Raw genomic sequence first — 14,025 nt, 5'->3', positions numbered from 1 at the left:
TGCCTTCTTTATTTCATCACTAATTTATATACAAACAACTCCCGGGGCTTATCCAGATCCCAGGTATCTACTTCCGCCATCACCAGCTCCCGGTGCTTCTTACTGATATCCCTCAGCGCATTCCCCACCGACTTTCTCAGATACTCACTCTCTTTCGATCGCTGCGCACTGATCAGCGCAATGGCTACTTCCGGATGTGTTTTAAAATAAGGCCGGCCGGTCCAGATACGGAGTCCTTCCACTACCGCCCTGTTCAGGTTGGGATGGGAAGCTTTCAGCCACTTCCGGATTTCCGGAAGTGATTGTTCATAGCCTATCTTACTACAATAATAATCAAATGCCTTGGCCAGCATTTCCTGTACGCGCCAGTTCTCATCGGCTGGTATACTGGTGCGGAGAAGCTGTAATGCAGAGGGGTTTTCCGGAGATAGCAACCCTAACAACCACACCCCTAATCCCCGCTCCTGGTAACTTTCGCCCTGAATCAGGCGGGTGGCCGTTTCCAGGTGGTCCAGGTCAGGATTGTTCAACAGCTGGCTGCCCGCTTCCAGGATATGTTTAAAGCCATGCTCCACTTTTTTTATGGACGCAATCATTGCATTCAACATCATAGTAACCCTTTTTTTAAAGATAACCATTCCTCCCGGAAGCGGTATGCCTTTCATCAGCGACGCAGGATCGCCTGCGTTCTTTCTGCCTGCTCTTTCAATGCTGCCGGTTGCGTGGCATCCGACAGGATTGCTTTACACAACTGCAGGATACTGTCCTTTTTCCAGGAATGCGTAAACCAGCTCAAAGCCTCCATAGCAGCCACGCGGAGTTTTTCATCCTGGGTTTTATCCGTAACAAACTGTATGGCAGCAGGAACGGCAGCATGATAGGAATAAGCCCGTAGTGTGGTGATATTGAACAACCGCTCTTTCAGTGGTTTAGAAGTATCCGGCAGCACCAATAAATATTCCTTCAGCGACTTTTCAAAGTTCCGCTCATCGGCGATCAGTTTGGAGCTGAATTCGGTGCTGTCGATGAGGTAAGTATCTGCCGACAACTGCTTATTTACTTCCCTGATCACTGTAGTAGCATCCATAAAGGAAAAAGCTCCTCTTACACGGGAAGACACCCTTTTGGAATGACGGTCGGAGATGGCCAGGCTCACCAATGCCGGAACCGCCTCTTCGCTGCCCCAATCTCCTATCCAGGAAGCGGTAAGTCGGCGTGTTAACTCGTAAGGATCGTTTACCGCTGCTTTCAGCACCGTATGATAATCGTCGTTGTTCAATACGTTTAATAATTTCAAGGCTTCCAGTCGCAGCAGCATAGAAGTGGAATTAAAATACAGTTCCTTTAAACGACCAGACATTTTGCCGCCCTGTATGTTAAACAACTGTGCCAGCGCCAGGCATTGCACATCAGGTGAAGCATGCTTCAGCAGTGCTTCCCATGTAGCCACGTCTTTATTCTTATTGACAATCGCATTATTCAAATCCGTAGTAGTGCTACCCTGGAAAGCGAAGGCAGGGTCTCCGAAGAGATGTGTTTCCAGTCCTGCTACCTGCTTAAACCAGTTCCCCGTTCTCACACCATATTGCAATAATCCCAGCATTTCATCGGACCACTGGTCCTGTACAATTCCTACTGAACTGGCCAGGGTAACGATGGTTTTTCCCTTGTTAAAAGAATAACGTGCGGCGAGATAATCATCGAGGTGGAAGGAACCGTTTTCGCAGGCATCGAGCATCACGAACCGTGCATTGGGAGTGGCTTTCACCAGGTCGCCGATCACGATGTTCTGTTCTGCTTCGAAAATAGAATCAGCCTCCATCACTTTCGGATCCAGGGCGTCATCCATCCAGCTAAGCGGTACATCCATGCTTTTCACATAGCCTTCTTTTGCTTTGGCTACATCGCCCTTCTTACGTTGTACCGCCTGTATTTTAGCCCGCAGAAAACGTTTGATGTTTTCCATAGAAGGCTGTGGATTGGAAACATAGGGATATCCATTCAGGATCTGTGTTTCTTCATCACCATGTTCGTGGAACAGGGCCATGTCCAGCTCCGGGCGCTGTATTTCAGATAACAGCTGGTATTTGATATGAGTGGCCATCCTGAAATTGAAAAACTTCAGGGTATTGCCATAGGCAAACAAATGCGGGAACTGCTCTTTTAATGCGAGCTGTTCACCTGCCCATGCGTTCAGTGATTCCGAATGATAACCCTGACCGGTGAATACCATGAGATCATTCAGTGGCTGCGGCTGTTTTTTTTCTGCGACGGCCTTCAGCAGGTAAGCGCTGATGGCGGCATACATATCTTCATTTTTCCCGGTGGCCGGTTTAATACGCGCGGTATAAATATCCATATGCACGTACTGCGGCGAACGGGGTGAGAGATTATAATAGAAATAATTCTTCTTCACGGAATCCTGTTTCAGGAAATCGAATTGCAGGTCAAAATCATCGTAAAACCGGTCTGATGGTACGGAAGAACGTTTCCAGTCGATCCGCTGATCCATTTTAAAAGTGGAAGTCAGGTGCTGCGCATTCCGGATCATCGGCACGGGGATATCCCCTACGAGTACAGCGCCTTCGAGCCGGGTGGGTGCGGCGTATAATTTCTGTAACTGCTCGCGGATCTCTTCCGGCTTTTGCCATTGGTGAGATACTATATAAGTGGCCAGCCCCTGTGCTTCGAGTGCATCCCGGTAAGCATAGATAGCAGCACCGGATTTTTGCAATGTTACATTATCCACTACGATGGCAAAGGAGGAAGTAGCCTTTTTCAACTTAGGCGCCTCCACCTTTTGCGCGGTGGCGGTTTGTATGGCCAGGGTGGTGAATAAGACCAACCCGGCATTTATTTTATGATAGATGGATGTCATGATGTCTGTTTGTTAGAATAAAGTCCATTCGGTTAAACGCGCACGGGTTTGCACTGCTTCCCGGATCACCGCTTCGTCGTTGCTGTTGTCTTTACTGATCTTTTCGCAGGCTTCCAGGATCAATGGTTTCTGGTAAGAGGTAGAAAACCATCCCAGCGCTTCCAGCACACCGGTGCGGATCTGTACCGGCTGGGTGTTATCCTTTGCTATTTCCAGCAAAGCCGGCACCAGTTTGTGGTAGTTACCGTTCCGGAGCGAACGGATGGCGCTCCAGCGGATGCTTTCCTTCTGATTCGGGTCCTGGATATTTTTCAGTGCAGTGGTGGCCGTAGTCTGGTCCTTTTGTATTTTCTGCAACCACATCTTCCTATAGCCTTTTACGTTATAGATCCAGGTAGCGGCATCGGTCTGGGCCTCTACTGCGGCCTTCACTTTATCCCAATCCATCAGGGCGAGCGCCTTGTAATTGGTATACACGATCCTCTCATCATCCGGACGTTCCAGCATGTTTTGTACCAGCGGCGCAATAAACCGGTCGCTGCCATCTTTGGCGATCCAGTCGGATGCTTTGCGGCGGATCAGTTCATAATTATCTTTCAGCGCCAGCTCCAGTACATCGCGGTAAGTATCGTTACCGGTTTGCGCCAGTAGAGTGAGGCACTGCATCCGAACATTCGGAGAGGCAGATTGACGGAAAGTTTGCGCCAGCAGCGGGCTACAGGCGGCGCCCTGCAAACGGTAAATGGCGCTGAGTGCTACTGCCTGCAAGGCAGGATCGCTGCTTTTCAGCAACTGCTGCCAGGTAGCCAGCTTCCCTCCTGCGGTTAACAGCAGTTTGTTGAGATCTGTACTATATGGATTTGCAAAGTGGAAGGTGGGATCACCGATCAGCTGGGATTCCAGTGTGTTGGTGCGGGTGGCCCAGATACCGGCTCTTACGCCATACGACAAAGCGCCCAATTGTTGCAGCAACCATTTATCCTGCAGTACGTTGATCGTATTGCCATGCGCTACTACGGTATTTCCTTTATTGAACAGATAAGCGTTGGCCAGGTTATCCTCTTCATGAAACGCAGCGTTACCACAGGCATTAAAGAACATCATCCTGGGTTGTGGCGCAATGTGGGCCATATCTGCCGTTACGATATCGGTGGCGGCAATGGCGAGTGAATCTGATACCCGCAAAGAATCCACCTGGTCGAACCAGGAGCTGGTAACGTTGTATCTCTTGCTCAGGGTGGCGATCACTTTGGCGGGCTCCTGGCCGCGTTTTACCAGCTTGCGGTAATCTGCTCTCACAAAGAGTTGCAGGTGTTCCAGCACTTCACTGGCATCATCGGAAGAATAAATACCATTTACATGCTGTAAGGCTGTAAGGCCATGATTGGTGAAAATAGCGAGATCCAGTTGTGGCCTTTGCAACTCGCTCAGTAACCGGAATTTCATCTGTTCCTCCATGCGGTAGTTCAGGTGACGGTGCTGATACGGATGTTTCCAGGCCAGCGGAAATACCTCTTTCAACGCATCATTTTCATCGAGCCAGGCGCTGAGGGATTCGGAGTTATAGGATGGTCCGGCAAAAGTGAGCACATGATCCAGGGTATCTTTCTTATCACGCGCGGCAACAGCTTTTGCCAGAAAATCGCGGATAGCCGCATATTGCGTGTTGGCATCGCCGTTCGGGCTGATCCTGGCGCTGTAGAAATCGGAATGTACTACCTGCGGGGATTGCTCGGTGAGTTCGTAATAGAACAGCAGTGGCTTTTTCTCATCCTGGCTCACGAAGCGGAACTGCAGGTGCAAATCATCATAGAAGCGGTCGGATGCCACAGAGCTGCGTTCCATATCATATTTCAACTCATCTATTTTCAATGCGGTAGTGAGGTGCTGGGCATTGCGGATCATGGGAACGGGTATGTTGCCGATCAGCACTGCGCCTTCCAGTTGCAAGGGCTTTTTATAGAGTTGTTGCAACACGTCTTTCACTTCCTGCGCATCTTTCCAGGTGTGGACAACGAGGTAAGCGCTGAGGCCTTCCTTTGTTTCCAGCATATTTTTATAGGCATCTATAGCCGGTTGTGTAGCGCGGTAAGTAGTTTCATCCACTACAATAGCCACGGCGGAAGCATGCAGTTTGCCAGGTTGTTTGATCTGAGCCTGTGCCCATACCTGGGTAGCCGCGAATAAAAGTGTAAAAGAAAAAATGAGTCGTTTCATGGGTCGTATCGTTTAATAGAAAGCTCCGATGGTAAATGCAAAACGTTGGCGGCTGCCATCCGGGCCGTATGGTAATGCCGTAGCGGCAGTTCGTTGTGTGGTCACTGCATTCAGGCGGAGGAAGAAACGCGCTGCGGCGGCTTCTTTCCAGCTGAAATGATATTGAACCGAGGCGCCGGCTTCCACTGCATTGGCGGTGTAATAATCATGATCCGGATACAGTACCTGCTGTGCCACGATATTGCTGCTGTTCGTCATCAGCGAATAATTCAGATATGCGTTCAGGTTAGTACGGTAAGCTGCCTGTACCTGTGCTTCGATGCCCGAGTAAGTTCCGAGCGACCAGTTACGGGCGGCGGTAATATCATAGCGCAAACTGCTGTACTGCTGGCGCGATACCGGCACCAGGTACTTGTTTTCCGTATCACTCCAGGTAATCCCGGCTTTAGCGTACCAGGCGTACTGGTCTTTGGTACGTTGTTTCATCAGCAGGTATTCCAGCCGACCGGTGCTTTGTGTGGCGGTATAGAAAGTAGCTTCGAGAATAGTTTGCCAGAAACCGTCTACCAGTTTCTGGTGACTTTCAATCCCGCTGCCATCGTTCATTTTATATACCGCAGTAATGCGGTGGGCATAATCAGCGGCGGTATATTGCCACACGGATCGTAGCTGGTAATCCTTTTTCTTCCAGGTACCTGATAGTAAAGGAATACCCGATCCATCGGTCACTTTTTCTGTATAGCTGGCGTAGGAGGCTTCTGTGAGCCATTGCCAATGCTGTCCGGAAATACTGTATTGCAGGGCGCCACCATACTTTTTGCCGTTGTAATAACGGCTGGCGGATACCGCCAGGATGGAAGGCGGCGAGGATACCTGTCCCAGTCCGAGTAACTTATACAGGCTATGCGTAACATTGGTATTCTTCAGTTCAAAGGAAATATCTTCTTTATAAAAGCCATATAGGCCGCTGAGACCGATCTGTTGCCGTTTCCCCAGCTGGTATACCAGGGAGGGAGTAAGCGTAAGTTCGCCGGCGTTATTCAACGGACGCGGATCATTTTGCCGGGCGCCGGTGTACACACTGTACCGGACGCCTGCACCCAGTACCAGTTTGTTGTTTGCCAAACGGGCAGTAGCTGCTTTCAGTTCCAGGTCGTAGCGTTGCTTCTTCCAGTCGCCTCCAATAGAGTCAGCCATAATATAGGGTGTTCCCCTATAAGGATTCAGCACATCGCTCCAGTGTACCTGTCCGCTCCATTGTTGTATGTAATTGAAGCTGCCATACAGCACTCCTTTCTTCAACGGCTGGTATCGGGAAGAGTGAAACAGCAGTTGCCGGTCGCTTTCCGGCTGCTGCGATTTTTTAAAGTCGCCGTTTTCCTGTTGGGTGCCGAAAGCGGTATAGCCTGCCGCCGGCACATCGCTCCATTGAAGCCCTGCCGCATTCTGTGTCTGCAGCCATGGCCGCAGTAAAGGCACCTGTTCAGGTGCCACCGGTGTTTGTACCGGCTGCGTGCTTTGAGCAACAGCAGCCGGCGACAATACACAGCAAAATATTAGTATCCGTATATGCTTCAACGTTATTTCATTTTATTTTTTCGGAGTGGCCTGTGGCACTACCTTAAAATCATCTGTTGTGTTATTGGTATCCTGGTAAATCAGGCGGCCATTGGTACCATTTCCTTTGGATTTTCTCACCATCGATTCACCGTTGTAAGTACCGCTGGCGTATTTGAAACCGGCATCTACGGCAACGGGTAAACGTTTTTTATCACCGGCAGTAGCGTTGGCGAGGAAGTCTACACCATCAATAATGTTGGCGTTTGGTACCTGCATATACAAGGTGGTAGCCGTGGTACCCGGTTCCATCAATTGTGGCAATGAAGCAGGATTGGGATGTTTGAAGATGATCATGCTCGGACCGAATACATAAGTCTGCCAGTAGAAACCTGGTGTTGGCGTATATATTGCAATCATATTGGGTACATCCGGATTGTCTACATCGCGGGTAGATGACGCCACGTACACTTCAAAATCAGATATTCCTTTTCCGAGATCTACTGAGTTAGGATTACCGGCAGGATCGGTTTTGTGGTTGATCGCTGTTTGTGCAATGATGATAGATTTACCTGGTTCGATCGGGTATGTTTTACCATTGCCGGGAATCATCCAAACATTACGTGCATAGGCGTTGTTTACATCCGACTGGAAACCGGTAGGTTTTACGGAGCTGCTGATAGCGGGATTTCCCTGTATATCTGCCAGGCAAAGGCTATCTGCATACATTACCTCAGTAGAGTTGTTGTATATTTCATAGAACTGATCTATCAGGTAGTTGGTACCACCGGGAGTTTTAGTACCTGCGTAAAACACTTCTTTGAATACCAGTCCGCCTACTTTGGAACCATTCAGTACCAGGTCCAGCGATGCAGTGCTGTTGGCTTGTATCACGTGGTTCAGGGCAGATGCGTTCAGGTATACGGCTACGGAATAACCGGTCAGTGGCAGGGCTTCTTCTGCGGTCAGATCACGCGAAGCGATTACCTGGTAGTTGCCGGGTAACAGTCCGTTGAGCGTAGCCACGCCTTCTTCATTGGTTACAGCGCTGGTGGAAGTATTGGTCACCGAGTTGGTGAGGGTTACTTTTACACCGGCGGCAGCCGATTTCGTATAGGTAACAGGGTAAGTTACTTTCACGGTATAATTCACTGTAGGTACCTCGTTATCTTTTTTACAGGCGCTCAACAGCAATGTTACTGCGCAAAGACAGGCTACTACCTGTTGCAGGATCTTTTTCATATTGTACTTGTTTTTAAAATTTTATATTGATTTCCGTTCCGAAGAAGAGGCGCTGGTTACGGCGTGTATACACTGTATTGTTGCGGGTACTCCTTTCGAGTGGATTGTACATAAACACATTGTTGGCATAAAAAGAGAAACCGATATTCTTACCGATTTCCTTTGTAAGTCTTGTATTGAAGAGCCATAGCGGCTTCCAGGATTCCGTGATATAATTTGCGGCAGAAATGGGAAGAATCACTTCCCGATCTGCCAGGTTATTACGCGACAATTCACTTCGCTGTTTGTCATTGAACCAGTTCACGCTGCCATCGCTCCTGCTGATATAGCCAACTGCCAGGCTATCCTGGCCCAGGTAGCTATTCTTGCTTACCCAGATGGTTTGCGCAGAAAAAGTGATAATAAAACGGAGTTGCGGAATATGATGGATCATGCGCAACGTAGTACTGAATTGCTCGTTTTCCTTTCCACGGCCGGGGGCATAGATTCCCACGCGTTCAGGTTCCACTTCTCCTGCTTTATAGGGTGTATTTTTAGCGATATAATATCCCTGGCTGATGCTTTTGGAATTCATCCAGGCGCCGTTGAATACAAAGGACGTGCGCAGCGCTTCGAAACGTCCCAGGTCCAGGTCGAACTCCACGCCTTTATTGGTGTTGAGCAGATCATTGACCGGCATATTATAGGCAGGCAGGCGGTTGATGATCACATCCGGTTGCACGCTCTGTGAACCATTTGCCTGTACGATCTTATATAACTGCAACGGCAACACGTTAATGCTGCCCAGAGTGGTATTGAAATCGTAGCCGTTTTTCAGTTTCTCGTAATAGGCGGTAACGGTAAGCCGTTTGGTGCCGGCAAACTGCCAGTCGAGCCCCAGTTCCTTTTTATTGTTCACCGCCATTTTCAGGTGGTCATTGTCGGTATTATATACTTTGGTGGTGGCAATCATCACGCGTTTGGATGCATCATCGTTATATCCGTTCAGGTTGATGTAATCGAAATATGCATTCTCCGGATACAGGTACAGCAACGACGGCGCTTTGGCGGTGATACCAAAACCTGCGCGGGCATACAGTCCTGGAATGATCTCATAGGCTGCATTCACGCGGGGCGACCATACGCCACCGGTTTTAGATACCTGGTCGAAACGCAACCCTGCCTGTACGGTCAGTGTATGTTGCCGGATGGTAGTGGTGATCTTGTCTTCCACGTAAGCCGACAATTGCTGCAGCGCAGGAATATCCTTAAAAGCACGGGGACGGGTAACGCTACCGTCTGAACCAATGGCCGGCGGGAAATTGAGGTCGAAAGTTTTACCGCCGCCGTAGTTAGCATCCATTTTCCACTCTGCACCCATGAGTACTTTATGTTTCAGGCTACCGGTGCGACTGAAAAAGCCGTTCGTTATTTTGGCGAAGGCATTGAAAGGGCGTCCGCTGATCCAGTATCTGGCGAGGTATTCACTTTGCAGGTAGCTGGTAACCATAGTCGTATCTTTCATGGCATTAATCAGCGGGGTAATACCGCTGCCTACCTGTTTCTGGTAGTAGCCATCCTGTACGCTGTAGTTGACGGAGAAGGTGTAGTTGATCATCCGTGCAAAACGTTGCTGCAGGCTCCATTTACCGGAGGTATTGAAACGGAAGGCCATGTCTTTCGAACTCCGTTTGATCTTTTCTGCGATATCATCGGGGTCCTGTTTCTGATCGTCGAGGTTGGTGGCAAAAGTGAAGCCGGTGGTGGTAAACAGGGGATGTTGCCGAAAGAACTTCTTTGAATACAGCAGGTTGGTAGTGATGCGGTTGAATGCATTGTACTCATAACGCTGATCACTGTACGATTTTGTATAGTCCACATCTACATTCAGGTTACCGTACTTCTCTCCCAGCGCAAAGCCTTTACCCGCCCATAGTTGTGTAAGTGTGGGATTGATACGTGCTTTCAGTGTAAGCGGTGTGGGGCCGGCTTTTGTTTTCACGAGGATAGCACCCGAGGTGAGATCTCCGTATTCAACAGAGGGAACACCACGGATTACTTCTACAGAAGCGATATTATCTGCGGAGATCTGCCGCAGGTCGACGCCGCCTCCGGAGCTGGTTTCAAACCCTGCCAGGGCACCGCCACGGGCGGTATTGGTAGATTGAAGATTGGCGTTATTGGAAATAGGTGCATCGTTCAGGATAACGGCCGTACCTAGACTTCCCATATTATCCGGTGTGATTTGGCGGATAGCGAAGCGGTTTACTTTAGAGAGGTCGGGGTTTTGCGCCAGGGCGCCCGGCAGTAATTGCAGTACATCAGCGAGACTGGTGGCCTGCAGGTGCTCGATGGCGGTTTGGGAAATATGCGAGGCCGTGGCGCTGCCGGCGCGGCTTTCGCTGGCTACTACCTGTACTTCTTTTAGGGCGAGCACCTGTTTGTCCAGTTCAAAGTATAAGCGGTATACCTGTTGTGGCGCTACAGTAACCACGCTTTCGGCAGACAGGGTATTGATGCTTTGAACATTGATTCTCACTTTGCCGGCAGGTATCTCCCGGAAAATAAAAACGCCCAGTGTATCCGTTACCGTAAAGAGGCCCAGTTCAGGAATACTGATGCTGGCGGCAGCCACTGGTTTACGTGTATACTTCTCTGTTACCCGCCCGGTGATCACTCCGTCTGTTTTCCTGATCGCTGTTGCGGGAACCGGGATGGTATCCAATATGGCGATGTCCGGAGCCGTGACTGCTACAGGGGCGGCAGTACGCGCACGTTCTGCCTGTTTCACAATAGTATAGTAGTTATCGCCAATACTTACCGGTACCAGTCCGATGGGTGGCAGAATAGTTTTCAGTACGGCTGCGGCATTGCTGGCTGATAGTTCTTTCCAGTTATAAGTAACCTTTACAGCCGGTAGCAGGCCGCTTTCATAAGCAAAGCGGGTGCCCCATTGCTGACTGATACGCCTCAGCGCTTCGGTAAGCAGGATACTTTCCTGTCCTGTTACCACAGCCGGTTTTATGTGTTGCTGTGCGCCATTTGCCATGGCTGTACTGATCATCAGGCAGCATCCAATAAAGGCACTGATATATTTTCTACACATTTATTTATTCCTGGCTTTAAGTTGAATGGTATGTTCCTGGATGAAAATGTCGGCGTCCAGGATGCTGGACAGTGCATGCAGGGCTTGTTGTTCATTGTTGGCGGGTAATACGCCGTCTACTTTTTTATTTAATAAAGTGGTGTCGGTGATAATGAGTTGCCGGTGATAGTTATCTGCGATCATGGTAATGATGTCGCGAACCGGTGTTTCTTTCAGTACCAGCACCCGTTCCTGCCAGTGGCGGGTTTCCTGTGGCGCCGTTTCCGTTTTAATAATGGTATGCTGCCGGGTATCTGCCAGCAGGGTTTCACCGGGTTGCAGGCGGTGAAGCGGTGCTCCTTTCACCTGTACCTGTACCAGTCCTTTGTCGAGCGAGATGCTGGTGTTGCCCCTGCGGTTCTTTACCAGGAAGGCCGTACCGAGTACCTGTACTTCGATAGAATCGCCTACATGCACCATAAAGCGATGTTGCGGTGCGGGTGCTACGTCAAAATAAGCTTCGCCACTCAACCAGATTTCGCGGGTGGCGGCATGGCGGTAGCTGAGGCTGGAATTAGGTCCCAGCATAATGCGGGAACCATCCGGCAAATGAAAAACGGTATCTTGTCCATTGCCGGTGAGTAAAAAAACGGATTGCCGGTGTACATAATAATCGGCACCCAATACCGCACCAGCCAGCACCAATATGGCGGCGGCATACCTTCCTGCAAAGCGGAACCACTTCACAGGACGTACTGTTAAAGGACCCGTATCTGCGGTACGGGCAGCAATCTGCTCCCACATCCGCGCCTGGCTTGCCGGGTTGCTTAATACCGGTAATTGACGGAGTGCGGCAGCCATCGTTCTGGCCTCCGCTATCGTTGTTGCTTTTTGCGGAAAGCGAAGCACAACCTGTTGCCAATGTGCTTCCAGCAAAGGATCTATGGGTACGCCAACGATCCAGCGTTTGAAATCGGCATCTGCCAGAAAATCGGCTAATTCATACTCCTGATAGTCTTTGTCGGCCATAGCTGCTACAGTCGGTTTTTGATTTTAACAGATATACAGTTGGGACATGCCCGTTTTATCCCATGCCGGGAAAAATATTTTTTTCCGCGCTACAGCAAACGGAGATTGGTCCCGCAAAGCAGGATGAGATGGGGGGAATGAACAGATGAATTAAAAAGGCTACACTGCCACGGGTATGGTGGTAGATGGCAGCAGCCGCAAAGAGGTAATCAATAGTGTAAGCAGGTACATTTCAGCGTTGGCTTTCAGGTTGTCCAGTGCGCGGTAGATGAGTTTATACGCGCCACCTACCTGCATATTTAATACATCGGCTATTTCCTGGTAACTCATATCTTCCACATAAAACAGGAAAATAGCCTCCTGTTGCCGGGGCGTGAGTTTGCGCAGCATTTGCTGCATCTTTTCACTCAGTTCTTCCTTTCCTTCAAAAGCAGGCACGGAGAGATCGAAGTGTTCAAAATCATGATGATCACCGATAGGGAGTATTTTCCGTTTTCCGGCCAGTTTATTATACAGGAGGTGCCGGAAAGATTTAAAGAGATAGTGTTTTACAGAAGCCGGATTGCCCAGCGTTTCACGGTTCAGCCACAACTTCACAAACAGGTCCTGGATGCATTCTTCCAGTAATGCGGTATCATTACTAAAACGACGGGCGTAATTTTCCAGGTGCGGACAATAGCTATCGTATAGCCATTGAAAACCTCGCCGGTCGCCTGTTTTGAAAGATTGCCATTCCTCGTTGCCAGTTTGCTCCATGTCCTGAAAATAATATAACCACTGCCAAAATGCAAATAGGGTAACATCGGATAGTAACAGGATACAAAAGTAACGGCTATACGGTGCCACTGTTTACGAAAATGGGAATTTAATTTTCGGGATCGGGAAAACCTGCGCGGGGCGCATTGTTTAACGTTGATTCATTTCCCGGATGAACCGGATCTCTTCCGGATCAAAAGGAGCGCCATCTGCCCGGAAAATGTCGTGGTACCACAAAGCGGGTTCGGGTTCTCCTCCTTTATTTCCCTGGGGGAAATTGGTTTGTGTTTTACCCGCTACTAATCCCCAATTGATAGCGCCGACGCCGTTGCGCTTGAAAATGGGCAGGTGGGTGGCAAAGGTGCTATTGTTCGGGCGCTTCATGTATTCGGTACAGATCAGCGGACGTTTATAGGGCAACAGGCTATCAATAGCTGCAATCAGCGAAGTGGTATCCCGGTAGTTATGAAAGGTGATGATATCGGAATTTTCCAGCTGAAACTGGTTGAAAGCAGTAAAGTCTTTATTCCAGATACCGATGGTGATGGGTTGCGCGGGTTGCACTGCCCTGGCCCAGGCAACTACATTTTTCAGCAGAGGCCAGCTTTTATCACCATGACCAAAGTGCCCGGGTTCATTGTAGAGATCCCACATGCTGATGCGCTCGTCCTGTTTAAAGGTGCTGAGGATATCCTTTACATACCATTCCAGTGTATCCATTAATGCAGGATGAGTGTCGATAGCGCTGCCGGGATCTTTCAGCCAGCCGCTGTTATGTACGCCTGGTTTGGGCGCCGGTTGCGGACCGGGATGATATTCATCTCTCCAGCAGTCGTCAAAAAACACAAACATGGTTTTTATGTGAAATTGATCAGCGATAGTGAGGTATTGCCGGATCCGGTCTTTAAACCCGGTGGCGTCTTCCTGCCAGGCCGTATGATGCAGGTATACCCGCATCAGGTTGAAACCGATAGTAGAAGCATATCCCAGTTCCCGTTGAATAGTTACCGGATCAAAAGTATCCGGCTGCCACATTTCCAGCTGGTTGACTGCAGTGGAGGGAATGAAGTTGGCACCGGTCATCCAGGGCTGATCCTGGTACCATTGATTGGCCTTCGCAACAGGCCAGGTCGATTGTGCAGCGAGTGTAGTGCTGAGTAACAACAGTAAAATAATGGCTTTCATGAAGAGGTTATATTAAGTTATTATTATCAATAGGTGTTTTGCTAAAATGGATAAATATAGTTGAAGAAGGTATGGTAAATTATTTCATAACCCTTAC

At 49.3% G+C, this 14,025-nt stretch carries 9 protein-coding genes; all 9 read right to left on the bottom strand.

All coding sequences use genetic code 11. From position 1 onward, the window contains the following. Positions 1–8 precede the first annotated feature (8 nt). On the bottom strand, positions 9–611 hold the full coding sequence (locus tag BMW79_RS15760; protein WP_089896910.1) for a HEAT repeat domain-containing protein: 603 nt from the start codon (positions 609–611) through the stop codon (positions 9–11). 53 nt (positions 612–664) lie between these two features. Continuing rightward, positions 665–2,878 carry a HEAT repeat domain-containing protein gene (locus tag BMW79_RS15755; RefSeq protein WP_089896327.1) on the bottom strand — a complete coding sequence of 738 codons (2,214 nt, stop codon included), beginning with the start codon at positions 2,876–2,878 and terminating at the stop codon, positions 665–667. A gap of 12 nt (positions 2,879–2,890) precedes the next feature. Next, positions 2,891–5,095, bottom strand: coding sequence for a HEAT repeat domain-containing protein (locus BMW79_RS15750; RefSeq protein WP_089896325.1), 2,205 nt, complete (start codon positions 5,093–5,095; stop codon positions 2,891–2,893). 12 nt (positions 5,096–5,107) lie between these two features. Continuing rightward, positions 5,108–6,673 (bottom strand): DUF6850 family outer membrane beta-barrel protein, encoded by a 1,566-nt coding sequence (locus BMW79_RS15745; protein WP_143059173.1) that lies wholly within the window; start codon positions 6,671–6,673, stop codon positions 5,108–5,110. Positions 6,674–6,685: 12 nt separating this feature from the next. After that, entirely contained in the window at positions 6,686–7,894 is a 1,209-nt protein-coding gene (locus BMW79_RS15740) for a DUF4876 domain-containing protein (protein ID WP_089896321.1), read from the bottom strand. A gap of 13 nt (positions 7,895–7,907) precedes the next feature. Further along, a complete protein-coding gene (locus tag BMW79_RS15735) occupies positions 7,908–10,979 on the bottom strand; it encodes a TonB-dependent receptor (protein WP_218150319.1) in 3,072 nt (1,023 codons plus the stop codon). Further along, on the bottom strand, positions 10,980–11,987 hold the full coding sequence (locus tag BMW79_RS15730; protein ID WP_089896319.1) for a FecR family protein: 1,008 nt from the start codon (positions 11,985–11,987) through the stop codon (positions 10,980–10,982). 159 nt (positions 11,988–12,146) lie between these two features. Then, complete coding sequence (locus tag BMW79_RS15725; protein WP_143059172.1) at positions 12,147–12,743, bottom strand: RNA polymerase sigma factor; 597 nt, start codon at positions 12,741–12,743, stop codon at positions 12,147–12,149. A gap of 150 nt (positions 12,744–12,893) precedes the next feature. Then, a complete protein-coding gene (locus tag BMW79_RS15720) occupies positions 12,894–13,928 on the bottom strand; it encodes a glycoside hydrolase 5 family protein (protein WP_177192189.1) in 1,035 nt (344 codons plus the stop codon). Between the last annotated feature and the right edge of the window lie 97 nt (positions 13,929–14,025).

The sequence above is a fragment of the Chitinophaga arvensicola genome, from assembly GCF_900110835.1.
Taxonomy (GTDB): Bacteria; Bacteroidota; Bacteroidia; order Chitinophagales; family Chitinophagaceae; genus Chitinophaga; species Chitinophaga arvensicola.
This window is presented reverse-complemented; position numbering and strand designations above follow the sequence as displayed.